This window comes from Halomonas cupida (genome assembly GCF_900142755.1).
Lineage (GTDB): Bacteria > Pseudomonadota > Gammaproteobacteria > Pseudomonadales > Halomonadaceae > Halomonas > Halomonas cupida.
This window is the reverse complement of sequence record NZ_FRCA01000012.1, coordinates 73,925-96,921: the sequence shown is the minus strand read 5'-3', so window position 1 is coordinate 96,921 and position 22,997 is coordinate 73,925. Positions and strand designations below refer to the sequence as shown.

Annotated in this window: 25 protein-coding genes and 1 tRNA gene; 13 read left to right on the top strand and 13 right to left on the bottom strand. The window is 58.6% G+C overall.

All coding sequences use genetic code 11. The features are described 5' to 3' along the window. Positions 1-148: 148 nt before the first annotated feature. From rimK to BUE38_RS18930, 3 genes are all read right to left on the bottom strand, one after another. Positions 149-1,063 (bottom strand): 30S ribosomal protein S6--L-glutamate ligase, encoded by a 915-nt coding sequence (gene rimK, locus BUE38_RS18940; RefSeq protein WP_073436801.1) that lies wholly within the window; start codon positions 1,061-1,063, stop codon positions 149-151. Between the two features lie 161 nt (positions 1,064-1,224). Beyond that, positions 1,225-1,662, bottom strand: a complete 438-nt coding sequence (locus BUE38_RS18935) for an ATP-dependent zinc protease family protein (RefSeq protein WP_073436800.1) — start codon at positions 1,660-1,662, stop codon at positions 1,225-1,227. Between the two features lie 59 nt (positions 1,663-1,721). After that, positions 1,722-2,771 (bottom strand): DUF3549 family protein, encoded by a 1,050-nt coding sequence (locus tag BUE38_RS18930; RefSeq protein ID WP_073436799.1) that lies wholly within the window; start codon positions 2,769-2,771, stop codon positions 1,722-1,724. A gap of 436 nt (positions 2,772-3,207) precedes the next feature. Here BUE38_RS18930 and BUE38_RS18925 point away from each other — a divergent pair, with 436 nt between their 5' ends. The 5 genes from BUE38_RS18925 (at position 3,208) to BUE38_RS18905 (ending at position 6,497) form a co-directional block, all read left to right on the top strand. Next, complete coding sequence (locus tag BUE38_RS18925; RefSeq protein ID WP_073436798.1) at positions 3,208-3,975, top strand: amino acid ABC transporter substrate-binding protein; 768 nt, start codon at positions 3,208-3,210, stop codon at positions 3,973-3,975. 18 nt (positions 3,976-3,993) lie between these two features. Next, entirely contained in the window at positions 3,994-4,668 is a 675-nt protein-coding gene (locus tag BUE38_RS18920; RefSeq protein ID WP_073436797.1) for an amino acid ABC transporter permease, read from the top strand. Beyond that, the gene (locus BUE38_RS18915) at positions 4,665-5,420 is read left to right on the top strand and encodes an amino acid ABC transporter ATP-binding protein (protein WP_073436796.1); all 756 of its coding nucleotides are present in this window, start codon (positions 4,665-4,667) and stop codon (positions 5,418-5,420) included. Before BUE38_RS18920 ends, BUE38_RS18915 begins: the two co-directional genes overlap by 4 nt. Before the next feature lie 214 nt (positions 5,421-5,634). After that, the gene (locus BUE38_RS18910; RefSeq protein WP_073436795.1) at positions 5,635-5,979 is read left to right on the top strand and encodes a YqcC family protein; all 345 of its coding nucleotides are present in this window, start codon (positions 5,635-5,637) and stop codon (positions 5,977-5,979) included. A 17-nt stretch (positions 5,980-5,996) separates the two neighbouring features. After that, complete coding sequence (locus BUE38_RS18905; RefSeq protein WP_073436794.1) at positions 5,997-6,497, top strand: gamma-glutamylcyclotransferase family protein; 501 nt, start codon at positions 5,997-5,999, stop codon at positions 6,495-6,497. 120 nt (positions 6,498-6,617) lie between these two features. On the opposite strand, the gene BUE38_RS18900 is transcribed toward BUE38_RS18905, so the two are convergent. Next, the gene (locus BUE38_RS18900; protein WP_073436793.1) at positions 6,618-7,259 is read right to left on the bottom strand and encodes an OmpW/AlkL family protein; all 642 of its coding nucleotides are present in this window, start codon (positions 7,257-7,259) and stop codon (positions 6,618-6,620) included. 165 nt (positions 7,260-7,424) lie between these two features. Here BUE38_RS18900 and BUE38_RS22750 point away from each other — a divergent pair, with 165 nt between their 5' ends. Further along, positions 7,425-7,670: a hypothetical protein gene (locus BUE38_RS22750; protein ID WP_143166397.1), complete on the top strand. Its 246-nt coding sequence runs from the start codon at positions 7,425-7,427 to the stop codon at positions 7,668-7,670. Here the strand turns inward: BUE38_RS22750 and BUE38_RS18895 are convergent. Beyond that, the gene (locus BUE38_RS18895; RefSeq protein ID WP_073436792.1) at positions 7,654-8,262 is read right to left on the bottom strand and encodes an OmpW/AlkL family protein; all 609 of its coding nucleotides are present in this window, start codon (positions 8,260-8,262) and stop codon (positions 7,654-7,656) included. The genes BUE38_RS22750 and BUE38_RS18895 overlap by 17 nt on opposite strands. A gap of 381 nt (positions 8,263-8,643) precedes the next feature. Between BUE38_RS18895 and BUE38_RS18890 the strand changes: the two genes are divergently transcribed. Next, entirely contained in the window at positions 8,644-8,961 is a 318-nt protein-coding gene (locus BUE38_RS18890) for a hypothetical protein (RefSeq protein ID WP_143166396.1), read from the top strand. A 187-nt stretch (positions 8,962-9,148) separates the two neighbouring features. Here the strand turns inward: BUE38_RS18890 and putA are convergent, their stop codons facing one another. The 6 genes from putA to BUE38_RS18860 form a co-directional block, all read right to left on the bottom strand. Next, positions 9,149-12,340, bottom strand: coding sequence for a bifunctional proline dehydrogenase/L-glutamate gamma-semialdehyde dehydrogenase PutA (gene putA, locus BUE38_RS18885; RefSeq protein ID WP_073436790.1), 3,192 nt, complete (start codon positions 12,338-12,340; stop codon positions 9,149-9,151). A gap of 175 nt (positions 12,341-12,515) precedes the next feature. Then, positions 12,516-13,340, bottom strand: coding sequence for an AraC family transcriptional regulator (locus BUE38_RS18880; RefSeq protein WP_073436789.1), 825 nt, complete (start codon positions 13,338-13,340; stop codon positions 12,516-12,518). A 36-nt stretch (positions 13,341-13,376) separates the two neighbouring features. Beyond that, complete coding sequence (locus BUE38_RS18875) at positions 13,377-13,775, bottom strand: hypothetical protein (RefSeq protein ID WP_073436788.1); 399 nt, start codon at positions 13,773-13,775, stop codon at positions 13,377-13,379. A gap of 214 nt (positions 13,776-13,989) precedes the next feature. After that, positions 13,990-14,394: a DUF1090 family protein gene (locus tag BUE38_RS18870; RefSeq protein WP_073436787.1), complete on the bottom strand. Its 405-nt coding sequence runs from the start codon at positions 14,392-14,394 to the stop codon at positions 13,990-13,992. Between the two features lie 287 nt (positions 14,395-14,681). Further along, complete coding sequence (locus BUE38_RS18865; RefSeq protein WP_073436786.1) at positions 14,682-17,633, bottom strand: amidohydrolase family protein; 2,952 nt, start codon at positions 17,631-17,633, stop codon at positions 14,682-14,684. 499 nt (positions 17,634-18,132) lie between these two features. Further along, the gene (locus BUE38_RS18860; protein WP_073436785.1) at positions 18,133-18,621 is read right to left on the bottom strand and encodes a hypothetical protein; all 489 of its coding nucleotides are present in this window, start codon (positions 18,619-18,621) and stop codon (positions 18,133-18,135) included. A gap of 361 nt (positions 18,622-18,982) precedes the next feature. On the opposite strand from BUE38_RS18860, the gene BUE38_RS18855 reads away from it, so the two are divergent. The 4 genes from BUE38_RS18855 to BUE38_RS23295 all read left to right on the top strand — a co-directional run bounded on the left by BUE38_RS18855 (position 18,983) and on the right by BUE38_RS23295 (position 20,938). Then, positions 18,983-19,056: transfer RNA gene (locus BUE38_RS18855), tRNA-Gly, on the top strand. 86 nt (positions 19,057-19,142) lie between these two features. Beyond that, positions 19,143-19,475 carry a single-stranded DNA-binding protein gene (locus BUE38_RS23410; RefSeq protein WP_073436784.1) on the top strand — a complete coding sequence of 111 codons (333 nt, stop codon included), beginning with the start codon at positions 19,143-19,145 and terminating at the stop codon, positions 19,473-19,475. Positions 19,476-19,500: 25 nt separating this feature from the next. Next, the gene (locus BUE38_RS23300) at positions 19,501-19,893 is read left to right on the top strand and encodes a hypothetical protein (RefSeq protein WP_234987099.1); all 393 of its coding nucleotides are present in this window, start codon (positions 19,501-19,503) and stop codon (positions 19,891-19,893) included. 670 nt (positions 19,894-20,563) lie between these two features. Further along, positions 20,564-20,938, top strand: a complete 375-nt coding sequence (locus BUE38_RS23295; RefSeq protein WP_234987102.1) for a helix-turn-helix domain-containing protein — start codon at positions 20,564-20,566, stop codon at positions 20,936-20,938. Here BUE38_RS23295 and BUE38_RS22745 read toward each other — a convergent pair whose 3' ends face one another. Beyond that, entirely contained in the window at positions 20,939-21,154 is a 216-nt protein-coding gene (locus BUE38_RS22745) for a hypothetical protein (protein WP_143166395.1), read from the bottom strand. It lies immediately after the preceding gene. A gap of 442 nt (positions 21,155-21,596) precedes the next feature. Between BUE38_RS22745 and BUE38_RS18835 the strand changes: the two genes are divergently transcribed. Continuing rightward, the gene (locus BUE38_RS18835; RefSeq protein ID WP_073436781.1) at positions 21,597-22,058 is read left to right on the top strand and encodes a GNAT family N-acetyltransferase; all 462 of its coding nucleotides are present in this window, start codon (positions 21,597-21,599) and stop codon (positions 22,056-22,058) included. A gap of 128 nt (positions 22,059-22,186) precedes the next feature. Here BUE38_RS18835 and BUE38_RS18830 read toward each other — a convergent pair whose 3' ends face one another. Then, the gene (locus BUE38_RS18830; protein WP_143166394.1) at positions 22,187-22,453 is read right to left on the bottom strand and encodes a hypothetical protein; all 267 of its coding nucleotides are present in this window, start codon (positions 22,451-22,453) and stop codon (positions 22,187-22,189) included. A gap of 247 nt (positions 22,454-22,700) precedes the next feature. Here BUE38_RS18830 and BUE38_RS22740 point away from each other — a divergent pair, with 247 nt between their 5' ends. Further along, entirely contained in the window at positions 22,701-22,976 is a 276-nt protein-coding gene (locus BUE38_RS22740) for a hypothetical protein (RefSeq protein ID WP_143166393.1), read from the top strand. The last annotated feature ends 21 nt before the right edge of the window (positions 22,977-22,997 follow it).

Sequence of the window (22,997 nt, the reverse complement as noted above, 5' to 3'; positions counted from 1 at the left end):
ACCTCCTACAGTGACGCAAATTGTGGGGCCCCAGCTCGAGTTTTGCCACCCCCAATGTGGCAAATATTTGTGATTAGTGATCATGCGGTTGAAATGCCCCTGGCCCCAGCAAACTTCCGAGGCGAGGGGCAGAGGGGCGATAAGCGGCTCAACCCTTGGGTTTTGCGGGCGGACGGCGGCGTGGAGTGCTGTTGGCGGCCTTCTCGAGGTGTTCGATGACCAGCCCGGCAATATCCTTTCCGGTTGCCTGCTCGATGCCCTGGAGCCCCGGTGATGAGTTGACTTCCATGACCACCGGGCCGTGGTTCGAGCGCAGCAGGTCGACGCCGGCAACTCTCAGGCCCATGGCCTTGGCGGCACGAATGGCCGTGGAGCGCTCTTCCGGCGTAATGCGAATGACGCTGGCGCTGCCGCCACGATGAAGATTGGAGCGGAACTCGCCTTCAGCGGCCTGACGCTTCATTGATGCGACGACCTTGTCACCGATCACGAAGCAGCGAATATCGGCGCCCTTGGCCTCCTTGATGAACTCCTGAACCATGATGTTGGCCTTCATGCCCATGAAGGCCTGAATCACCGACTCTGCCGCCTGGTTGGTTTCGGCAAGCACCACGCCGATGCCCTGGGTACCCTCGAGTAGCTTGATGACCAGCGGAGCGCCGCGGACCATGGTGATCAAGTCGGGGATGTCATCCGGGGAGTGAGCGAAACCTGTTACCGGCAGGCCAATTCCCTTGCGCGACAGCAACTGCAGGGAACGCAGCTTGTCACGGGAACGCGTGATACCGACACTATCGTTGAGCACCGGGATGTTCATCATCTCGAACTGTCGCAATACCGCACAACCGTAGAAGGTAACCGAGGAGCCGATGCGCGGAATCACTGCATCAAAGGGCTCCAACTCCTCCCCCTTGTAGTGAATTGAAGGGTGATGAGAGGCAATGCTCATGTAACAGCGCAGAGTATCGACGACGCGGGCCGAATGCCCCCGTTGTTCTGCGGCTTCCACCAGGCGGCGAGTCGAATAGAGGTTGCGGTTGCGGGACAGCAGCGCAATGTGCATGGGCATGTCTCCTGAAGGCAGTGTGAACGGCCGTTCATTGGCAGGTGCGGCGACGCCTGTTCCTGTGGTGGTTGATTCGACCCGGTCAGCCTATCGCCGTTGTGCCTGTCGAGGGTCTGTTGTCGGCTTTGTGTTGTCTATGTTGCAGTATTCGGCATGTCTTACGGCTCGCCGTGCAGAAAGGCGGTGCCGGGGGCAACCAGCAGGCGTCTGAGCGCACGTCGCCCGAGCAGCATGGGGTGGCGCATGTTGCGGCGGTCGGTCAGCGAGAACTCCACCGGGAACTCGAGTTCTCCCAGTTGCAGGCGTGTTCGAACAATGTAGCGCCACTCGGATTGACCATTGGAGCTGGTTACACGGCGACGGTCATGCAGGTGCATGCGATAGCTGTGTGCAGGGCTATCCGGGCCTCCACCGCGAGTCACAAAGCTGACCCAGAGAACTTCATCTTCTTCGAAGGACTCGATATCCTCGGCATGTAGCGCCGACGTTCGGGCTCCGGTGTCGATCTTGGCGCAGAGGTGCAGATGCAACTCCGGCAGGATCACCATCTCCCGGCGTCCGACAATGGCTCTGGCCTGGTAGGGCAGCTCCTTCATGGCATTCTCCCTGGTACACCGCATATCGCACAGTTGTTGTTCACGAGCTCGATCCGTGCTCAGTCCTGCTGATGCCCTGTCGTACCCGCAGTCACTGCTTGCAGACGATTGCTGATTGCCGACCCCTTCTCGGCCTGACGCAGCAGCATCAGCACCGGTAGGCGCAGACGTGGAATCAGTGCCAGATCCCTGACCAGCGCCAGGAAGTCCGCCTGCTCGCAACTCGCCACTCGTTCCAGATAGTGTGGCAGGCGCTGCTCATGCTCGAGATGTTCCCAGCCTCGCGCCGCCATGGCAGCCAGCACATCCGGGCCGCAGGCGTGGGCATCAGCCAGCAGTTCATCGAACCAGGCGCCGGTCACTTCACGTGGTGCGCCGGCGACCGCTCGGATGCAGGCGCACAGGCCTTCGAGATGGCCGGCCTGGGCTTCGGTTTCCCCACGTCGACGCAGTGCATCAGCTACCGCTGTATCAATAGAGGTATTCTCCAGACAGTAGCACAGCGATAACAGGACTTCGTTGTGCAGAATTGGTATTGCTGCCGCCAGTTCCGCCATGCGCTCGCTGTTCAAGCGTGCGGAATAATCGGCGATACCCTGCAGACCCAATGCCTGCCAGTCGGTATTGACCTGGCCACTGAGAAAGTCCTCCACGGGCTCCAGATGCTCGCTGGCCGGTAGTCCCAGATCAGCACAGGCGCGAGCATGCAACATGGCCTGAAAGGGCAGTGTCGGCGTGAAGGCCAGGGGGTTGTCCTTCATCAGGTTGTCGATATCTGTGGCGGACTGTTTTTCGATGGCTTCGGCGCTCTGTCCCAGGGTGTGCAGCAGACGCTCCAGAAAAGCGTCTCGCTGGGCCGGCTCCAGGTGTCCCTGCTCATCAAGGGGCAGGGCCAGAAACCAGATCAGTGGGTCCTGCATCTCACCCAGGCGAAAGACCAGGGCAAGGCGCGCCTTGCCCTGCCAGGGAACGGGCCAGGGGCTGCTAGCGCTTTCCAGCTCCGCCAACAGCTCGCGTTCACAGGGCGTGACGCGACGCCCCATGTGATAAAGGTGCAACTCGGCATGGGTCAGGTTGAAGAAATCGTGAAGGCTGTGGATGGATTGCATGGAACCTCCCTGGATGACGGACGCACTCTACATGCCACTGCGAGGGCTGTCAGCCGTTCGCCGGGAAAAAAGTTGTGCCGCCTGATCAATTGTTGAGCAATCCTCTTGAGCAGGCATTGGCCCTGGGCTTGAGCGATCTTTCCAAGGCTTATCCACAGGGACATTCAGGCGTTCTGTGAATGTTTTCTGACGTTTCGGGGACACGCCGATGTCATCTGGATTCCTGCTCCCTGGATGCTATTGGCAGCAGGGCAGGGCCAATAGGTGTATTACATTGAGGCGAGCAACGGAATTTACTCGGTGTGATGAATCAATATGGAATATAATACAGTCCACTTATTCCATATGTTGCTTAAGGTTTCATGCCGAGTCGTTGTTCGATTTGCTGGCGAAACACATAGCTCATTGATGTAATTGAGGAAAAAAGGAGTCATCCATGCGTCGTCAACTGGCAGTTGTACTGATGTCCACCGGTCTTGTCGGCTTCGCCGCCAATGTTCAGGCCGAGGAAGCACTCAAGGTCGGTATGTCGGGAGGATACTTCCCGTTCACGTTCGTCGAGCAGGATCAGCTTCAGGGCTTCGAAGTCGATGTCATGGAAGCGGTTGGTGAGCAGATGGGGGTTGATGTCGAGTTCGTCACCGCCAGCTTCTCGGGTTTGTTCGGCATGCTCGAATCAGGTCGCATTGACACCATTGCCAATCAGATCACCATCACGCCGGAGCGCGAGCAGAAGTATCTGTTCACCGAGCCCTACGTCTATGACGGAGCTCAGGTAGTGGTGAAACGGGGCAACGAGGAGATCGAGGGCGTCGAGGACCTGGTGGGCAAGACAGTGGCCGTTAATCTGGGGTCCAACTACGAGCAGCTGCTGCGTGAGCTGCCCTATGCCGACGAGATCGATATCCGCACCTATGACAGCAATATCGAGCAGGATACTGCGCTGGGGCGTGTTGATGCCTTCGTCATGGATCGTGTCAGTGCCACCCAGGTGATCAAGGAAAAGCCGTTGCCGCTGCAACTGGCCGGTCAGCCATTCTCCGTGATCCACAATGCGCTGCCGTTCCGCCAGAACGATGCCGAGCTGCGGGATGAGGTCAATACGGCATTGCAGACGCTGCGTGAAGACGGCACCCTCAGTGAGATTTCGCAGCAGTGGTTCGGTGCCGATATCACCACGGCGGACGACACCGCTGCCAACTGAGTCCTGATCGGCTGACTGATGGATATCCTCGACTTCGATTACATGCTCGGCCTGGTGCCGGTGCTATTGAGCTACCTGCCGCTGACGCTCGCCATGGCGGCGGCAGGCATGGCGTTGGCACTGGTGCTGGCCTGCCTGCTGGCGGTGATTCGCGTACTGAAGTTGCCGGTCTTGAACGGCTTTACCATGCTGTTCATTTCCTTCTTCAGGGGGACGCCGCTACTGGTTCAGCTGTTCCTGTTCTATTACGGGTTGCCTCAGGTGCTGTCCTTCCTGACGGCGATCAACGGCATTACGGCCACGATCATGGGGCTGACGCTGCATTTTTCCGCCTATATGGCCGAGTCCATCCGCGCGGCGATCATCGGTATCGACCGCAGCCAGACGGAGGCGGCGCTGTCGATCGGTATGACCAATGGCCAACTGATGCGCCGTATCGTGCTGCCTCAGGCGGCTCGTATCGCCGCCCCCACGCTGATGAACTACTTCATCGACATGATCAAGGCAACCTCTCTGGCTTTCACTCTGGGAGTGACCGAGCTGATGGGGGCGACCCAGAAGGAGGCCTCCGGCAGTTTCCTGTATTTCGAGGCCTTCGTTACCGTGGCGCTGATCTACTGGGGGATTGTGGAATTGCTGGCCTGGTTGCAGCGCCAACTCGAACACCGACTGAATGAGGCTTATCGCCGATGATCAAGGTGCGTCAGCTGGTCAAGCGCTTTGGCCAGACAACGGTGCTGGATGGCATTGACCTGGATATCCAGCAGGGCGAGATCATCGTGGTGATCGGGCCCTCCGGTACCGGCAAGTCAACCTTGCTGCGTTGCCTGAACTTTCTTGAGCAGCCCGACGCCGGGACGCTGGAGATTGGCGATCTGGAAGTGGATGTCACCAGGGCAACACGGCAACAGATTCTCGCCGTGCGCCGACGTACTGCCTTCGTGTTCCAGAATTATGCGCTGTTTGCCAACAAGACGGCGCTGGAGAACATTGCCGAGCGCCTGGTCGTGGTCGACCGCTGGCCCGAGGAAAAGGCGCAGGTGCTGGCACGAAAGATTCTCGAGCGTGTCGGCCTGGCCGACAGGGCCGACGCTTTTCCCGTATCCCTGTCGGGAGGCCAGCAGCAGCGTGTGGGAATCGGCCGTGCCATGGCTGCCCAGGCAGACGTTATCCTGTTTGATGAGCCGACTTCGGCGCTGGATCCAGAGTGGGTCGGCGAGGTGCTCAGTGTGATGAAGACACTCGCCGAGGAGCGTCAGACCATGCTGGTGGTGACTCATGAAATGGGTTTCGCCCGGGATGTCGCGGACAGGGTGATCTTCATGGACGAGGGGCGCATCGTCGAACAGGGGCCTCCCTCTCAACTGTTCGAGTCGCCGCGTGACCCCCGCACCCGCAGCTTCCTGCGCAAGGTGCTGTCCGAGAATGCCCTGATCGGAGAGTGAACGGGTTTGGTCGATGCCTTTCATGGCGTTCAATTGATTCACTTTGGGGTGGTCGACAGCCGCCGGGCGCGAGACAATAGGCATCCCCCCGGTTTTCATGCCGGGTGGATTGCGGCATAGGGAAGTGCCGCCGTCGACAATCAAATCGTTCAGGATGATCCATTTGATTGCCACGTTGATAGCATGATTCTTGTGCAACAGAACCGGAGCCGGAATGTCCGATCAATCCGCGGTACATGACGAATTGTCTGCCGCATTGCGTGAGCTCGAGGCCACCATGCGCGCCACCAACCTGTGGCGCATGGAAGAGCCGGAGGCCAGCGCCTTCAACAGCCAGCAACCCTTCTGTATTGACACCATGTCCCTGCCGCAGTGGCTGCGTTTTGTGTTTATCGCGCGGCTCCAGACGTTGGTGGAACATCGTGCGCCGTTGCCGGCGAATTGCGATGTGGCACCGGCTGTGGATGCGTGGCTGATACAGGAAGGCGCACGGCCAGAGGATCGGGCGCTGATGAAGAAGGTGGTTGAGGATATTGACCAGTTGATCACTCGGAACTGAAGGTCTCGGAGCGTCGCATGAGCTGGTACTTTGCCTACGGCAGCAACATGAACGAGGCACGGGTAGAAGCGCGTATCGGTGCTGTCCGTCGCGTCATGCCGGGTGTGCTGGAAGGTTTCCGTCTGAGCTTCAACAAGGCCTCTCGGGTCGCGGGCATTTCCCACGCCAACGTCGTGTCCTGCGCGGCATCGAGCGTGGAGGGAGCGCTGTTCGAGCTGGCGGAAGTTGATCAGATTCTGGCCATGGACCCGTTCGAAGGTTATCCCTCCGAGTATCAGCGCCACTGGTTGCCGATCAGGGTGGAGCATGGTGTGGTCGAGGCATGGGTGTACATTGCTGGCCCAGACAGGACTGCCGAGGCGCTGAAGCCGGCTCGGGAATATCTGAATCACCTGCTGGCCGGAGAGGCGTTTCTGAGTCCCGATTATCACCGTCAACTGGCGGCAGTGGAGGTGGTCGAAGGGCTCGATGACGACACCCTGGCCAGGCTGGGATTATCCAGACAGTCTCCGCGCTGATGTCCGCAGCTTGAAAGCCCAGCGCCCACTCAATCAAGACAGTGCCCGCTCAATCACGACAGCGCCCACTCTCGAGTGGGCGTTGTCGTGTCCGGCAGGGCTCAGAATATGGGGTAGGGCTCAGAAGTAGAAGCTGATACCGCCCATTACTACGACTGGGTCGACATCGACGCTGCCGATATCCTCTCCATCGAGTTCGACGTCGCTGTCGATATCGGCATAGGTGATGGAAGTTGTGGCAGCCCAGTGATCGCTGATGATCAGGTCGACGCCCATCTGTGCCGCGGCTCCCCAGGAGTCATCCAGTTCAAGGTCGGCACCCTTGACGTCGATGCGCTCGTCGGAGAAGTGGGTGTAGTTGACGCCCAGTCCAAAGAACGGCTGCACACGAGACTCCAGCCCGCCCAGCGGATAGTACTGCAGCGTCAGGGTCGGCGGCAGGCTGTCGACGTCAGCACCGATATCGCTGCCATCAAAGGCTTCCAGGTTGACGCCATGCTCGAAGGGGGCGGCAGCCAGCAGCTCGACACCGAACTTGTCATGGAAACGATAGCCGATGGTATAGGCGAAACCGCTGTCCTCGTCGATGCTGGCTTCCAGCGCCCCGTGCACCAGATCCCCACTGTCGGACTTCGGTACGACCTTGGCCACGCCGACACGGGTGAAGAAGTCGCCCTTGCCGTAGGCCATGGCCTGAGAGCTCACCAGTACGGAACTGGCGACGACGGCAATCAGAAATGGGGAAGCGAGAGGGTGGCGCATGGCAATCTCCTTGTGCACGGGTGGGTCGACAGAAACCTTGTCGAGCCTGAAGCGACGGCAAGTGTATGCCGCTCCGAGCATCAGAATATTGATCCCGCTCAATGCTTAATGCGCACAACCTAATATTAGGGAACTATTAACCCGGCATGCTTTCATGTTGGGTTAGTGGCGGCACAGGGATGTGCCGCCGTCGGCCACCAGACCGATGCGAGACCGCACCACACCAGCAGATCCGAGCATCTGCGCCAGTGTGGTGCGGACGACAATCAAATCGATCAGGATGAGTTATTTGATTGCCATGTTGATAAAAAAACCGCGCCCGATGAATTGGGGCGCGGTCTGAGGTCATGCTGTACCAGTCTGACCGGCCAGCAAGCGCTCGTAAGCGGAGTGCTTAGAAGCGGTAGGTGACACCTGCACCAACAGTGACCGGATCGATGTCGAGACGGGTCTTGTAGGTGCCGTCGATGTCGAGGTCAGTGTCAACGTCGGTGTAGCGAGCCCAGGTACCAACCAGCAGGTTGTCGGTAACGCTCAGGTCCACGCCGACTTGTCCGGCAAAGCCCCAGGAGTCGTCCAGATCAGCGTCGAAGGACTCGTTGTCGAAGTAGGTGTAGTTGACACCCACACCGGCGTACGGATGAATACGAGCGTTGCTGATGCCACCCAGCGGGTAGTAGTTGACCATCAGGTTGACCGGAGTGCTGTCGAAGTTACCGACACCGTTGCCACCAACGCTCAGGTCCTGCTTCTGGGTCTGGCTGCCGTTCAGTTCAACACCGAACTTGTTGCTGAACAGGTAACCTGCGCCGTAGGCGAAGCCGGTGTCATCAGAAACGTCGATATCGTTGTCATACAGCGCGCCGTTACCGGATTCCGGATCAGTTTTCTCAAAGCCGCCGCGGACATAGATGTCGCCAGCCTGGTAGGCCAGGGCAGATTGAGCGCCGAAAGCAGTAACGGCCAGCAGTGCAGCGGTACCAACAAGACGTGAAGTTTTCATATGACTGTCTCCTCATCAGTCTGATGGATCTCTGCATCAGCAGTGATCCTTGAACATTGAGGAGTATAAAAACAGTGTTTCCAAATGTCTTGTAGAAAATTCCTATCGCGTTGTAGGAATGTTCTTGGTTATTTCTATGGAACTTTTGTCGAATACGGTAGTTCAATCAACTGAAATCCCGTCTGGGCTCCCGATACATCGCCTGCTGCTGCACTGTGCTCTGTGCCGGGCTGAAGCCATGTACTCGCGCCATCTCGATAAATCGTCTTCACTGTATGGGAAGGGCCCTTGATGGTCCTTGGCCGTTCAAGCCGCTCACCGGAGGTTCAGGTGGGGAGACCGCTGGAACTCTCAGGGGACAGTGAGTGAGGGAGAGTGGGTATGAGACGAAGGCGACAGGACATGCCCTTGCTTGGGCTGAACACTCTGCCGGTGGGAATGGCTGCCGTGATTCTGGCGCTGAGTGCGGTGCTGGCTCTCTGGTTGTTGATCGAGCCGCAATTGATCAGCGGGCTGGCGTGGCCATGGCGCCTGCCGATGCTGTTGCTGGGCATCTGGGTAGTGGGGGGAGGCCTGGCGCAACCTCTGCTTTATAGTGATTCACCCGCCTGGTTGCGCCTGGTTGGCGGCCTGCCCTGGTATCCGGTGCTGCTGGCCCTGTTCATCCTACTGTTGCTGATCCGAGCCCTGTTCATGTAGGCATAGGGGAGGCCGTTCTTTCGGAGCCTCACCTCTCTGCCACCATCCCGGTGCTTCATACTCGCATTCGTGCGTGCAGGATACTGCGCGACAGCCTCCACAGAGGTGCCTGCCATACACCGCTTCCATACACGAGCGCCGCCCATCTGGGCGGCGCTGTGCCTGTGTGCCTGAGCTGACTGCAGGGTCAGTCGTCGCCCATAGCCAGCAGCGAGGCGTTGCCACCCAGGGCTGCCGTGTTGTTGGTCACGGTCTTTTCGGTGGCGAACCGCAGCAGATAGTGCGGGCCGCCGGCTTTCGGGCCGGTACCGGACAGGCCCTGGCCACCGAAGGGCTGCACGCCGACCACCGCACCGATGATGTTGCGGTTGATGTAGACGTTACCCACACGAACCTTGCGTGCGACTTCGTCGGCGAAGGACTCGTTGCGGCTGTGAACCCCGAAGGTAAGGCCGTAGCCGCGGGCGTTGATGGAATCGATGACCTTGTCGATGTCACGACTCTTCCAGCGCACCACATGGAGGACCGGGCCGAACTGCTCACGCTCCAGGGCATCGATACTGTCGATCTGGAAGGCGCTCGGGGCAATGAAGGTGCCGTGTGCAGTATGCTCAGCGGCCATGGGTGTCTCGCTGATCAGGCGACCTTCGCCCTTGAGTCGTTCGATATGGGCCTGCAGGCTCTTGCGGGCATCCTCATCGATCACTGGTCCGACATCAGTGCCCAGGTCACGCGGGTCACCGACATGCAGCTCGGCCATGGCGCCGTCGAGGATCTCCAGTACGCGGTCGGCAACATCATCCTGCAGATACAGTACGCGCAGTGCGGAACAGCGCTGACCGGCACTCTGGAAGGACGAATGGATGACATCTGCCACCACCTGCTCCGGCAGGGCCGTGGAGTCGACGATCATCGCATTCATGCCACCGGTCTCGGCGACCAGGATCGGAAGAGGGGCGTTCTCGCGTGTAGCCAGGGCGCGGTTGATGATATGGGCGGTGTCGGTGCCGCCGGTAAAGACAACGCCGGTGATGCGGGGGTCGCTGGTCAATACGCTACCCACCGTCGGTCCATCGCCGGGGAGCAGCTGGACAACGTCACGCGGCATACCGGCTTCCTGCAGCAGTTCGATAACCCGATGGGCCACGATCGAGGTCTGCTCGGCGGGCTTGGCCAGTACGGTGTTGCCGGCCACAGCGGTTGCCACGACCTGGCCGCAGAAGATCGCCACCGGGAAGTTCCACGGGCTGATCGCGGCAAACACGCCCCGGCCACCCATGTACAGGCGGTTGGACTCGCCGGTGGGCCCCGGCAGCTCGCTTGGTGTCGCGAACAGCTCTTCGGCGCGTGCGGCGTAATAACGGCAGAAATCCACTGCTTCTCGGATCTCATCGACACCGTCGGTGAGCAGCTTGCCGCCTTCGCGGGAGCACAGTGCCATCAACTCGGCGAGGTTCTCCTCCATCAGGTCGGCGAAGCGGCGCAGGATATCGGCGCGCTCGGAGACCGGTGTGGCCTCCCAGCCAGGGAAGGCCTGCCAGGCGGCGTCCACAGCCTTCTGGGCCTGGTCGGCGCTGGTCCACAGCACGCTACCGACCTTCTGGCGACGATCGTAGGGGCTGGTCACTTCGTGGACCAGTGCCGGATCAGTGGCCACGTCAAAGGCCAGTAACGGACGTGCTTCGTACTGCTTGTCCATGTGGCGGGCCATGGCATCCATCAGTGGCTGGTACTGGCTGTTGATGTTGAGATTGACGCCACGCGAGTTCGGACGCTTCTCGCCGTAGATATCTCGCGGCAGCGGGATCTGGGCGTTGGCGATAGTAGAGTACTGACGCAGTGTCTCGATCGGGTGCACGCACAGCGATTCCACCGGCACCTTGGGATCCACCAGTTGGTGCACGAAGGAGGAGTTGGCGCCGTTTTCAAGCAGGCGGCGTACCAGGTAGGGCAGCAGGTCCTTGTGGGCACCTACGGGTGCGTAGATGCGGCAATAGGTTCCCTGCGGCGCGCGCTTGAGGGCGGCGTCATAGAGTGCTTCGCCCATACCGTGAAGACGCTGGAACTCGAACGGACGGTTGCCCGTGTTGGCGTGCTCGAGAATGGCCGAGATGGTATGCGCATTGTGAGTGGCAAACTGCGGGAAGATGCGGCCCCGGGTGTTGTCGGAGAGCAGGAAGCGCGCGCAGCACAGGTAGGACACATCGGTCGAGGCCTTGCGGGTGAATACCGGGTAGCCGTCGACGCCGAGCTGCTGGGACTCCTTGATCTCGGTGTCCCAGTAGGCGCCCTTGACCAGGCGTACGGGAATCTCGTCGCCCTGCAGGTCGGCCAGGCGATTCAGGTACTGCAGTACCGGCAGCGCGCGTTTGGAATAGGCCTGAACGACCAGGCCGAAATGGCCCCAGCCGCGGCTGACGTCACTCTCGTAGACAGCACGGAAGACTTCCAGTGACAGCTCGAGACGATCGACTTCCTCGGCATCGATGGTGATCGCGACTTCGCAATCGCGGGCCAGTTTGACCAGATCACGAACTGTGCCCACCAGTTCCTCGAGGATCTGTGTGCGACGCCCGAACTCGTAACGCGGGTGCAGGGCAGACAGCTTGATCGATACGGACGGTGCAGGGGCCGTGTCTCCCAGGCTGCGACTGGTCTTGCCGACCTGCTTGATAGCCTTGGCGTAATCGTCGAAATAGCGGCCGGCATCCTTGCGGGTGCGAGCAGCTTCGCCAAGCATATCGTAGGAATAGGTATAGCCCTTGCTGAACAGCGGCTGAGAGCGCTTCAGGGCTTCATCGATATCGCGGCCAAGCACGAACTGCTTGCCCATCACCTTCATCGCCTCGACCATGGCACGGCGAATGACTGGCTCACCCATGCGGTTGACGAGCTTGTTGATGAAGCTGGACGGCTTGCCATCGCGTGGTTTGTCGAGCGTCACGACCCGGCCGGTCATCAGCAGGCCCCAGGTCGAGGCATTGACCATCCAGGATTCACTCTTGCCCAGGTGTGCCTGCCAGTCTGCCGGCCCCAGGCGATCCTCGATCAGCGCGTCGGCTGTTTCCTTGTCGGGAATGCGCAGCATGGCCTCGGCCAGACACATCAGCATCAGGCCCTCGTGGGTGTCGAGGCTGTATTGCTGCAACAGCTCATCAATGGTGTCGACGGCAGTATCCATCTCGCGGACTTCGCGTACCAGCGAGGCTGTGCTGTCGGCAACGCGCTTTATATGCTCGTCCTTGCCACCGAGCAGTTGGATCAGCTCCTCGACGAAAGGAGTTTCCTCAACGGCATAGTAGTCACTGATGGTGGCGAACAGGCTATCGAGGTCGCGCTGCCAGGTAGCGGCATCGAGCATATTATTGGCGTTAAGCATGATGATCCCCAAGAGTTGAGCCGCCCGGTCGGCGGAATGGATCCCGTCGCGGAAAATAAGACCGCGGAATCTGGGCATGCTGCAAGACTAGGCGTGTCGGCGTGATGCTGCTTGTCAAAAGCGACGGAGGATTTGCATAATCCACCGCCATTTTAACTCAATCCGACGGTGTTTTTCACGATTGCAGCGTCACGTTGGCGCTGGCCTGGCCACAGGCGATGGCGGTGTTGTCAGGGCGGCGCAGTTGGCTGGGGGGATGGCCATAGGCACGGCGCCAGGCGCGGGACAGGGCGCTTTGATGGGAAAAGCCGGTCAGGGCGGCAATTTCCGACAGCGGCAGGTGGCTACGTTGCAGTAACTGACGGGATGCCTCCAGGCGGCGACGCATGACGTACTGCCAGGGGGATAGCCCGGTCTGCATGCGGAAGCGCTCGGTGAAGCGTGTTTCGCTGAGGCAGGCTACCGCGGCCAGGTCAGCCACCTTGAGTTGACTGGATAGATGATCGTCAATGTAGCGGTCCAGGCTATGCAGGTCGATTCGACGGTGGCTGCCGGTGGAGATCTCCCCTGGCGTCAGTCGCGAATGGAGCGCACCGAGCAGGGTCGTGGCCAGGCGCTCTTCATCGATATCGCCACGGCCATTGCGCTCATCCAGCAATGCCAGCTCCGCGGTCAAGAACTCCAGGTACAGGCGCAGCGAACCATCAAGGGTGAAGAATCGCGGGGCATCGAACAGGCGGGCCAGTTCGTGGTGATGCCCGGTCAAGGCGAGTGCGTCCGGAGGCAGGTCGAGGATCAACTGACGGTTGTTGCCGGTACCGGTGTAATAGTGCAGATGATTGGCTGGCACGATGCAGCCACTGAAGCTCTCGATACTGCCGCCGAGTCCTTCAATATTGAAGTCAGCGCTGCCCTCCAGCGCGATCACGATCTGATGGAAATCGTGTGCGTGGTGCTGGGTGTCGGTGTCGAGGGGAATCTGGCGGATTACGCGACTCATCCTCAGCCTCCTGAAGGGCCTACGGGAATCGGCATTCTAACGCATTCTGTCGCTGTTCTCATGGTCGGCGCGCTGCGCGCGCAACCGGGTATGGGCCTGCAGATGTTCACGTAGCGCCTTCAGCTCAGTTGCGCCTTCTTCATCGAGGATTGACCTGCCACGGCCCACTCGGGCGAAGCGGCCATGTTCGTCCATCAACCGATTGGCACGGCGGCGCACTCCATCAAGATAGTCGTCGTGGCGAATCGGATAGTGGGCAATCATATTCCACTCATCTTCGGACAGACTGTCATCCAGGACGCGGTCAAACAGCGACAACAGATGCTCCGGCTCGGTACGGTAACGTGGCGTGCCGGACAACATCAGCACGGCGAGCACACTGCCGAAGATGAGCAGGCAGACGGCGAGGACCAGCAGGAAAAGGGGAAGATTCATGGCTAGCGGGATCGACTGTCGAGGAGAAGCGTGTTCTCGGAATGCGCGTTTAGCCTCGCATATATGACAGCAGTTGTCGCCTGAAGAGCGCCTCTATTGGCGGAACAGCAGGAAGGCCATGATGACGGTCGCAGAAGGCGACCTCTCTACCGACGATGAACGTCATTGAGTGCGGCGGCAGAGGGTCGCCATCTCTGGAGCCTGAGGGGGAGCGTTAGTCGTTGGTCTGCAATGCCTTCAACTCAGCGGAGCGCTGCTCCAGATCGCCGGCAGCGGCCTCCAGTTCATCACGCTTCTGGTCGATGGCTTCCGGGTCACCATCGGCGATGGCTTCGTCGAGATCGGCCTGCTGTTGCTGAACGTCTTCAAGACCAGCACGCACCCGGTCTTCGGCATCGATGATGGCTTCTTCGTCATTGCAGTGCTGCTGGATGTTGTTCAGGACACCTTCCAGGTCGGTGACGCGCCCCTCTTCGCCAGCCGCCTGAGCCTCGTCCAGTTGCTGCTGGACATCATCGGCCCTGGCCTGGCAGTCAGCAGACAACTCCTCGGCACTGGCGGCCGCGGTAAAACACAGAGCTGCGCCAGAAAGCAGTAGTGCCATGGTATGTCGTTTCATCGAGTCGATTCCTTGGTGTTGAAGGTCCACAACAAGCGGCATGATCCATGCTGTTGTCTACGTCAATGGCTTCGACACCATCAACAGGGGAATCGTTCGCTTCAATGTGCCTGAATGGGGCGCCGGCAGCTGTCGGCATCCCTCTGGTGGTCAGAATTGCCTGCTCCCCGTGCAGTTTTCGGGAAGTTATTGGGCGCTTGCTGGCTAGCGCCGCCTACTTCGTACTGAAGGCCGTGCCGAAGACTTTCGTTCCATGCGACCCCGGTACGACCTATTGGCCCTTCATCTCATTCGCCGTTGCCGGCGAAGGGCTCGATCAGCTCTTCGGTGGTGAAGAGACGCCCACCCTTCATCACCATCTCCACTTTGATCAGGTCTTCCACCGTCTCGTCGGGCCTGCCACTGACAAAAGCGATATCGGCAAGCTTGCCGGCTTCGATCGTGCCGAGGTCACCGGATAGGCCAAGCTCTTCAGCGGGTATGGACGTTGCCGATTGGAGGACCTGGAAGGGGCTCATGGAGCCACGCGCCAGCCAGCGCAAGTTGCTGTGGAGGCCCACCCCGACGAAGTCGAGCGGTGTGTCGCTGCCAGCCAGTACTCGACCACCCGCTTCGACGATACGCGCGAAGGTCTCCGGGTTGTCTGCGTACTGCGCCAGGAAATGCGATGTCTCGGGCGTATCGGTACTGGCCGCATTCTCGTCGAGGACGTCCTGTTCCGAGCTGGGAAGAAGCGCCTTGACCCTGGCGTCCTCTCGAATATCATTTTCTCCAAAGAGTGAAGGCTCCGTGGCAAAGAAGGTCGAGATCACCGACATGTCGGCCTCGGCGAAATAATCGATCACGTCACCATACGTTTCACCGGTGATGGAACCAATGCGGGAATAGTCGAGTCGCTCGGTCGCGCCGAGGTGCGTCGTTCCGTTCTGGTTTAGATAGACGCCAGGTGCAAGGAAGTGGGAGTAAGTCGGTACTCCGTTTTCTCCGGCCGTATCGGACACTACCTTCATGAATTCGGGGTTCAGGCGGACATAGGTCTTCATGATATCGAAGCCAAGGGCCTCGGCTCGCTGCATTTCAGCATCAAGCTGTTCCTTGTCCGCAACCGGCCGCATTGCATTGTAGTAGATCCGCGAACCATCCAGTGGGCCCCCTGTATAGAAGAACCGGGGACCCACGCGGTTTCCTGAAGTGAGTGCTTCATGGTCGCCGACGGCTCTGTATGCCAATTCGCCTACTGAGCGAGTACTCGTAATGCCCATGGAAAGAAGCAACCGACCCTGGCGCGCGCCATAGCCGTAAGTATGGTTACCCCAGACCTGATGAGTATGCCCCTCTATCAGACCCGGTACGGCGGTAAGGTCGCCAGCATCCACCACCTCTCCCTGGTGTGCTGCATCATCGTGGGGCTCAATAGACTCGATCCGGCCGTCGGATATACGGATGTCAACATCAGTGCGAACATCTTTCGATACGCCATCCCAAAGGCGGCCGACATGGATCGTACGCGGAGCAGGTGCCTCCTGAGTGCTCCACTCGAGGCCGAGTTCGACCTCGGTGACCTCGCCAGTGGCCACCTCGACTGTCTTCAACTCGCCATTTTTCAGGAAGAGCAGCTCTGATGCGTCCCCACTCCAGGTTGGAGAATCCACGATACCATCGACGAGACGCCGCGGTTCACCCTGTGGCTTTCCGGCATCGGACACCTCGACGGTGTGCAGGGCTCCATCGAGTACGAAAGCCATCATCGTGCCATCAGGAGACCACACCGGCCCGTTGTCGGAACGTGTAGTGATGGAGGCGTTGTCACGTGGTTCGTAAAAGGTCTGCTCGCTATTCTCGACGTCGACCACAAGGATCTGGCTCGTCCCCTCCCGGAAACGAGAGGTGTAGGGAACGACGGCAGCAAGAGCGATATGAGAACCATCTGCGGACCAACTCGCACGGCCCGGTTGGAAGATATCCTCCACGAGACGGCGGCTTTCACCAGTCTCCACATCGATGAGCATCGTGCCGCCGACCTCGGTCTGATAGACCATTCGGTTCCCGTTCGGTGACCAGGCAGGGTAGAGTTCCGCTCCGTCCGAGCTTGTCAATGCCTGCTCTTCTCCACTCTCGATCTCCCTGATCCAGATGTCGAGTGAACCGTTGCGATCGCTGATATAAGCAAGACGTGAGCCATCTGGGGACCAGGCAGGATCGGATTCGTAGAAGGTGTCGTCGGTCACCTTTTCAGGTGTTTCGCCAATCCGCATCGTCCAAAGGTCATTCAGGGCCACGAAGGCGATACGGTCTCCCTCTGGATGCAGGGTCGGCGTGACGATGCCCTTCACAGGCCATGTCCCATCTTGAACGACGTTGGCCCTCGACTCGAAATTGGGGCGATCGATTGTCAGCTTTGCGGTAAAGGGGACTTCCTCGGGCGCCTCGTCATCAGGTGCGAGGCGCATCACACTGCCGTCGGCAGTGAATAGCGCGCTTCCATCGTCCTGCCACTGTACCCGGAACGGAAAGACGTCGTGGCCTTCGAGGCGTACTTCATTGCCGACCATCAGATCGGCTTTACCGGGTGTCGAGCGAATCCAGCTGATTCTGGGGTCAGCCCCTGCCTGCCAGGACGGCGCGTAGGCGACGCCATCGATTCCCGAGACGAGATCGTGGACGTCTCCCTCCCGGGTTACCTCTTTGATCTCAGACTCGTCGACGACATAGGCGACCCGCTTTCCATCCAACGACCAGGTCGGATACGCCTCTTCTCCCGGCGTGTCAGTCCACTGTGTCAATTCCCCGGAGGTGACATTGATCGTCCAAACGTCATAGGTTCCAGAGCGGTCGGAGACGAAGGCAATCTCTGAACCATCAGGAGAGACCTCTGGTTCACGTTCATCCCAAGGTCCTTCGGTAAGTTGCCGAAGATTGCTTCCGTCAGGCGCCATCGTCCAGATGTCGAATGTACCCTCCTTGAAGGCCTGCATAGCGACAAAGTCGCCGGAGGGTGACCAGTGCGGTCGTGCGGGGTCAAGGTCAGGTTCAGTGAGCTGAACGGATTCACCACTTTCCATATCTACCCGCCAGAAGATTCCTTGAATATCAAGGATTGCTTCGGATCCATCTGGTGAGATAGTGGCTGCAAGATTCGTCACCTTATCGTAGTTGATCTCGACCGGCTCCGCTTGAAGCGACGTAGACATGACCAGAGATACAGTTGCCACGGCGCTAGCCAGGCGGGGAAAAGTCATGGTACTCCTCCTTGTCTTTATGTAATCCATGCTTACACTTACAACTGGATTGGGAACTTCGAAGATAGTCAAGGAAAAAGCAATATTCCATATAGATATAGTCTTATATATCTCCTCGCTTGGGCCGCCATAAAAGTATTTCTTGCGAAACACTCTAAGGGCAACGCTGCATAAACCCCGCGGCAGCTGCCCGGTAGCTACCGGCAGGTAGATCTTGCCTTCCTGGCACTGTCTGACAGAGCCACTCGATGATGTAGTGGCCAACTATTTCCGGACAGTGTTTTAAGATTTTCCTCAGCTGCAACCGGAGAAATACCATCATTATTGAAGACATGAGGTCGTTGTCTTCTTGCCATATGACACCTGGCTCAAGGTGGGAAGAATAACACCTACTCGGGTGTCCGATTTCATTAGACCACTACAGGAGCAGGTTTTCTCCAGTGGAGAATCGCGTTACTTGCCTCCGCCCAGACCAGTGGTCTGGGCGGAGGGGGAGAGGTCAGGCGATCTCGGGGATAGGAGCGTCGTTGATGCCGATCAGACCGCCGAGCTGGTCGGCGAATACATCGACCACATCGCCGACCACATCGCCGGTGGTGCTGACCACATCGCCGACCGCATCGCCGGCGGTGCTGACCACATCGACGACCACATCGCCGGCGGTGCTGACTACATCGCCGACCACATCGCCGATGATTCCCAGATTTTCGGGCGTGCTGTCGTCGAGCAGCTCGTTGAGCAGACCGTCGAGCACATCGCCGGTAGTGCTGATCACATCGTCGACCACATCTCCGGCGGTGCCGACTATGTCGACGACCACATTGCCGGCAGTGCTGATCACATCGTCGACCACATCGCCGGCGGTGCTGATCACATCGCCGATCAGGTCACCGTCCACGCCGTCGAGTAGGTCACCACCCACCTGGACCTCCGCTCCGGCTTCGGCGTCCAGTTCTTCCGGGTTAATGCCAATCGTAGAGTCTGTCATCGTTTTCTCCATGATCGCGTCCTATGTCAATTTGCGGATCGTGATCCGCCCCTTCTCGAGGCTAGGAGAATTTCTCCGAGGCGTCCGTCACGGCTTGTTATGTTCACGTAAGCCACCGTGTTGAATGTCAAGCAACCTGATGCCGATTGCGCCAGTGCTGGTCTTGACCATAGCATTCAGGATACTGAGCAGCTTGCGCATACGGCCATCAGGCCGGTGAACCAGGCTTGAAAGGTGTCGAGCGGCATCCTGTACAGATCATGGAAAACGGTTGATTATCGAAGTGAAATCGACAAGGATGTTAGGCAAGCTGGCTTGGCAATTCGAATCATCCCATTGATTCCAATGCTGATTTAGCATCGCGGGCGTAGCTCAATGGTAGAGCAGAAGCTTCCCAAGCTTAAGACGAGGGTTCGATTCCCTTCGCCCGCTCCAGATGTACTTTCGCATATACCCGCATATACCCGCATATACCCGGCCATCAGCGCCAATCCTGCCACCACGCTACATTTGACACTTGGGTGGACAAACAGAGCGGGCAGAGGAATAAATGCATCGAGTGGCACCGCATCGTGCTTTTCAACAAGTTGGCCGGGAACGCCCAGCAGTATGTCAAGAAAGACTCAAAGCTATACGTAGAGAAACGGGCTTCGCACTCGCAAGTGGCAGGGCCAGAGTGGTCAGGCTCGTTACTCCACCGAGATCGTTGCCCGAGACATGCAGGTGTTGGGTGTTGCTTCCCCTGGTTCTCGGGGCGGTCGAGATCGGAGATACAACGCGCCCCAAGTGTATGGCCAGGGGCAGCAACGGGACACGCAATCGAAGCAGGCCGGCAGTTACCCGCAAGGTATTAACCCGGCATGCTTTCATGTTGGGTTAATGGCGGCACAGGGACGTGCCGCCGTCGGCCATCAGGCCGACGCGAGACCGCACCACACCAGCAGATCCGCGCATCTGCGCCAGCGGGGTGCGGACGACAATCAAATCGATCAGGATGAGCTATTTGATTGCCATGTTAATAGTGCCACGGATGGACAGATCTCGCAGCAACCTCAGAATGAATTCGGCGCCCCGAGCACCTACAACGACTTCGACGACGAAATCCCGTGCGCTTTGGCCGGTAGCGCCAGTAACCGGGTGGCCAAGCCTCCAACCGGGGCTGCGAATACCGGATTCATTCCACAGCCGCCTCGACCAGCTTCCTTAATGCGCTATCCCGAATGGCGAGAACATCGAATAATCCCAAGGCTCGCAGTGCAGGCAAGGAATTGATGATGTCATGCTCAGCGTCTTGCCTCAGCAGAGCACTAGTTGCTGGATCACACCATAATCTGGCATTGACCAGAAAGGCACCGACAGTACCTTTGCGAATGACAACACCATCGCGTTCAACCTGGTCCTGGCCACCAGGTAACATGTCTTCAGCCTGCATATTCCTCTCCTGTAATGCCTGTGACGTGATCAGGACATCATTGTAGGCTTACCGATATGGTCTGTGTGCGTTATAAAGGACATTCAATACCCATTTGGCGCCATAATGACGAGTCCACTGATCTCCCCTGGGCAAGCTTCCTCAGATGATGGCCCACCACTGATTGCAGTATCGCGGCTGTCCAATGAGGTACGGGTGACTCATCGTCATCACCACACACGTGGGCAATTGCTGGGAGCCACCCATGGGTTGCTGTCGGTTGATACGGGCAATAGCTGTTGGGTCGTCCCGGCGACCCATGCGGTCTGGATACCACCCAACATACTTCACGGACTACGTTCGCACGGGCCATTCGTGGGTTGGAGTGTGTATGTCGCGGAAACTTCCTGCACAGACTTGCCCTGCCAACCGTGCACACTGGTAGTGTCTGGCCTGTTGCGCGAAGCAGTGACACGGGCTTCATCATGGGGTGAGGGGAAGCTGGATGAGGCGCAGACACGCTTGGCGGGTGTGATTCTGGACGAAATTCGTATCAAGCCCCAGGTGGCACTAGGCCTGCCGATGCCACAGGACTTGCGCCTGTTGAAGATTACCCGGGCACTGTCGGATCAACCTGGTGACAGGAGACGACTGGAGGAGTGGGCAATCTGGGCAAACATTGCACCACGTACACTATCGCGCCGCTTCGTGGCCGAAACGGGCTTCAGCTTTACCGAATGGCGACAACGCGTTCGCATGTTGAGAGCCTTGGAGTTACTGGCCTCAGGCAGATCGGTAACAGCGATCGCGTTGGACCTGGGATACGACAACGCCAGCGCCTTCATCGCCCTGTTTCGGCGCATGTTCGGCGTGACTCCGGGACGATATGCGCCACTGATGTGCTGATCAATGTATCACTGTGCCGTTGTGAGGCCCGGGGGAGGGGGTCATACACGGCACCTGCCAGGCAGGCACCGAACTATTAACATGGCAATCAAATAGCTCATCCTGATCGATTTGATTGTCGTCCACACCACACTGGCGCAGATGCACGGATCTGCTGGTGTGGTGCGGTCTCGCGTCGGCCTGATGGCCGACGGCGACACGTCCCTGTGTCGCCATTAACCCAACATGAAAGCATGCCGGGTTAATAGTGGCTGGAACATGAGATCGGCGAGTGGATGCGGAAAAGGTGGGACAAGGCGAGGAGGGGATAGGGCGCATTCCCTCCTGTCGGTCGGTTACGACCAGCGTTGCCGACCACGCAAGAAACAGCCTGGTTGAGAACATCGCGTATGGCCGGGTGTATGGTGAAATGGGAATCAGGCCGGTAGGCTTCGTATGGAGCAACGCTTCGATTCCCTTCGCGCTCCACCTCCTTTATGTTCAAGGTCTTCCAGGTTTACTTGCCTCAGGAAGTGTTCTTCGATCTCGACGTTGTTTTCCCTGGTACCAGCACACATATAGAACGGACGGCCTCCGCGGTCGATGAAACGTGTATGCATAAGGCTTTCATCAAGAAAGCAGGTGCGGCCGGGACGAGACAACAATACAGGGCACGAACATGTACCAGTGGCAATGGAAAAGGTTTGAAGAGCTTTCGCTTGATGAGTTGTATGAGATATTAAGGGTGCGGCAGGAAGTCTTTACTGTCGAGCAGAACTGCGTTTACCAGGATGTTGATGGTCTGGACAGGGTTGCCTGGCACCTCTTGCTCCAACATGAAGGCAGTGGCGGCTGCACCGATATTCAGGGATATCTTCGTATTGTGTATCCTGGCCACAAGTATTCCGAGCCCTCCATCGGAAGGGTCATGACTACCGGGGCGGCAAGGGGCAGGGGAGTAGGGCGGTTGCTCATGGAAAAAGCTCTGGCATTTCTGGCCTCGGAAGCGCCCGGGCTCCCTATCAGGATTTCAGCTCAGCAGTATCTCGAGACCTTCTATGCGGAATTCGGGTTCGAAACGGTATCGGAACCTTACGCTGAGGATGGCATAGCACATATCGAGATGTTGACTCGCTCATGAGTCACCGAGCTGCCGTTCTTCTGGAGTCTCAAGGCGCACGTTTTCAGTCTGTACGCAGGCTACAGGCGAAACATCTGCACCGACCTCGGAGGAGCGGGGAATCAGCCAGCAGCGGGAGGCTCAGGGTGTCAGGTCGTGGAGCTGGACTTCCTGCGAATGGCGTACAGGCAGTCCCAACTGACCTCGATTTCATCACCGATGAAGTCGACGCGCTGATTCTTCTCACTCGTTACACAGACGATTCTTGCGTGGTAACGGCTGTCATCAAGGACTTTCAGTATCAACAGGGTGAGCAATTGCCCACTATCGTTACCTGCGTGAGCGAGGTCGCCGACGGCCAGGAATCTGGCGTCGTTGCTGGGCTCATCCATTCGCTTCAGCGCAGTACTGTTCACTGTTCCACCTCCCGGCCTGATGTCTGATCTCGTCTTCCTGACGGTTCCTCTCTCTAGACTAGCACTTGCCAGTGCCAGCTGACTGATCCGCTGTACCAACTGTGCATTGGCGAGTCTTCGCCTTTCCTGGCAGGGTTGTGCGTGCCTGCAATGGTCTACCTTCCAGTTGAGTGGCGGTGGATCTGGCTGATATTGAAAACAACAGCCGTCCCCGTGTCTGTTGTACCAGCCATGATCGTGTCCTGCCATGGTGGCGTTCATACTCGTTGGGGGCATGGCTGTCTCCAGCAGCCCGCACAAGGCGTTTTCAGCAACCGTATCTGCTGCTGGTTTCACCAAATACCGCGAAGGGGGATCCGAAATGTACATAGTGGTCACTGCAGACGGTCCCAGGGGAACCGAGTACTGGGTCGTGAATACACGTGATGCGATCGATCGCAACATTGATGAGCACAGCATCGTGGAGCGTTATCGCAACCCGGATGAGGCCCACGAACACGTGGACCGGCTGAATGCTTCATGATGGCCTGTCGTTGTAGCGCGG

Bases quoted from the DNA above. Each gene is read 5' to 3' on its own strand.
- putA (WP_073436790.1), bottom strand. From the start codon at position 12,340: ATGCTTAACGCCAATAATATGCTCGATGCCGCTACCTGGCAGCGCGAC.
- BUE38_RS22745 (WP_143166395.1), bottom strand. From the start codon at position 21,154: ATGGCGACACAGGGACGTGTCGCCGTCGGCCATCAGGCCGACGCGAGA.
- BUE38_RS18935 (WP_073436800.1), bottom strand. From the start codon at position 1,662: ATGAAGGAGCTGCCCTACCAGGCCAGAGCCATTGTCGGACGCCGGGAG.
- BUE38_RS18835 (WP_073436781.1), top strand. From the start codon at position 21,597: ATGTACCAGTGGCAATGGAAAAGGTTTGAAGAGCTTTCGCTTGATGAG.
- BUE38_RS18865 (WP_073436786.1), bottom strand. From the start codon at position 17,633: ATGACTTTTCCCCGCCTGGCTAGCGCCGTGGCAACTGTATCTCTGGTC.
- BUE38_RS18905 (WP_073436794.1), top strand. From the start codon at position 5,997: ATGAGCTGGTACTTTGCCTACGGCAGCAACATGAACGAGGCACGGGTA.
- BUE38_RS18925 (WP_073436798.1), top strand. From the start codon at position 3,208: ATGCGTCGTCAACTGGCAGTTGTACTGATGTCCACCGGTCTTGTCGGC.
- BUE38_RS18875 (WP_073436788.1), bottom strand. From the start codon at position 13,775: ATGAATCTTCCCCTTTTCCTGCTGGTCCTCGCCGTCTGCCTGCTCATC.
- BUE38_RS18900 (WP_073436793.1), bottom strand. From the start codon at position 7,259: ATGCGCCACCCTCTCGCTTCCCCATTTCTGATTGCCGTCGTCGCCAGT.
- BUE38_RS18890 (WP_143166396.1), top strand. From the start codon at position 8,644: ATGAGACGAAGGCGACAGGACATGCCCTTGCTTGGGCTGAACACTCTG.
- BUE38_RS23300 (WP_234987099.1), top strand. From the start codon at position 19,501: ATGGCGGCACAGGGACGTGCCGCCGTCGGCCATCAGGCCGACGCGAGA.
- rimK (WP_073436801.1), bottom strand. From the start codon at position 1,063: ATGCACATTGCGCTGCTGTCCCGCAACCGCAACCTCTATTCGACTCGC.
- BUE38_RS18880 (WP_073436789.1), bottom strand. From the start codon at position 13,340: ATGAGTCGCGTAATCCGCCAGATTCCCCTCGACACCGACACCCAGCAC.
- BUE38_RS18915 (WP_073436796.1), top strand. From the start codon at position 4,665: ATGATCAAGGTGCGTCAGCTGGTCAAGCGCTTTGGCCAGACAACGGTG.
- BUE38_RS18870 (WP_073436787.1), bottom strand. From the start codon at position 14,394: ATGAAACGACATACCATGGCACTACTGCTTTCTGGCGCAGCTCTGTGT.
- BUE38_RS22740 (WP_143166393.1), top strand. From the start codon at position 22,701: ATGGTGGCGTTCATACTCGTTGGGGGCATGGCTGTCTCCAGCAGCCCG.
- BUE38_RS18920 (WP_073436797.1), top strand. From the start codon at position 3,994: ATGGATATCCTCGACTTCGATTACATGCTCGGCCTGGTGCCGGTGCTA.
- BUE38_RS18895 (WP_073436792.1), bottom strand. From the start codon at position 8,262: ATGAAAACTTCACGTCTTGTTGGTACCGCTGCACTGCTGGCCGTTACT.
- BUE38_RS18910 (WP_073436795.1), top strand. From the start codon at position 5,635: ATGTCCGATCAATCCGCGGTACATGACGAATTGTCTGCCGCATTGCGT.
- BUE38_RS18930 (WP_073436799.1), bottom strand. From the start codon at position 2,771: ATGCAATCCATCCACAGCCTTCACGATTTCTTCAACCTGACCCATGCC.
- BUE38_RS18860 (WP_073436785.1), bottom strand. From the start codon at position 18,621: ATGACAGACTCTACGATTGGCATTAACCCGGAAGAACTGGACGCCGAA.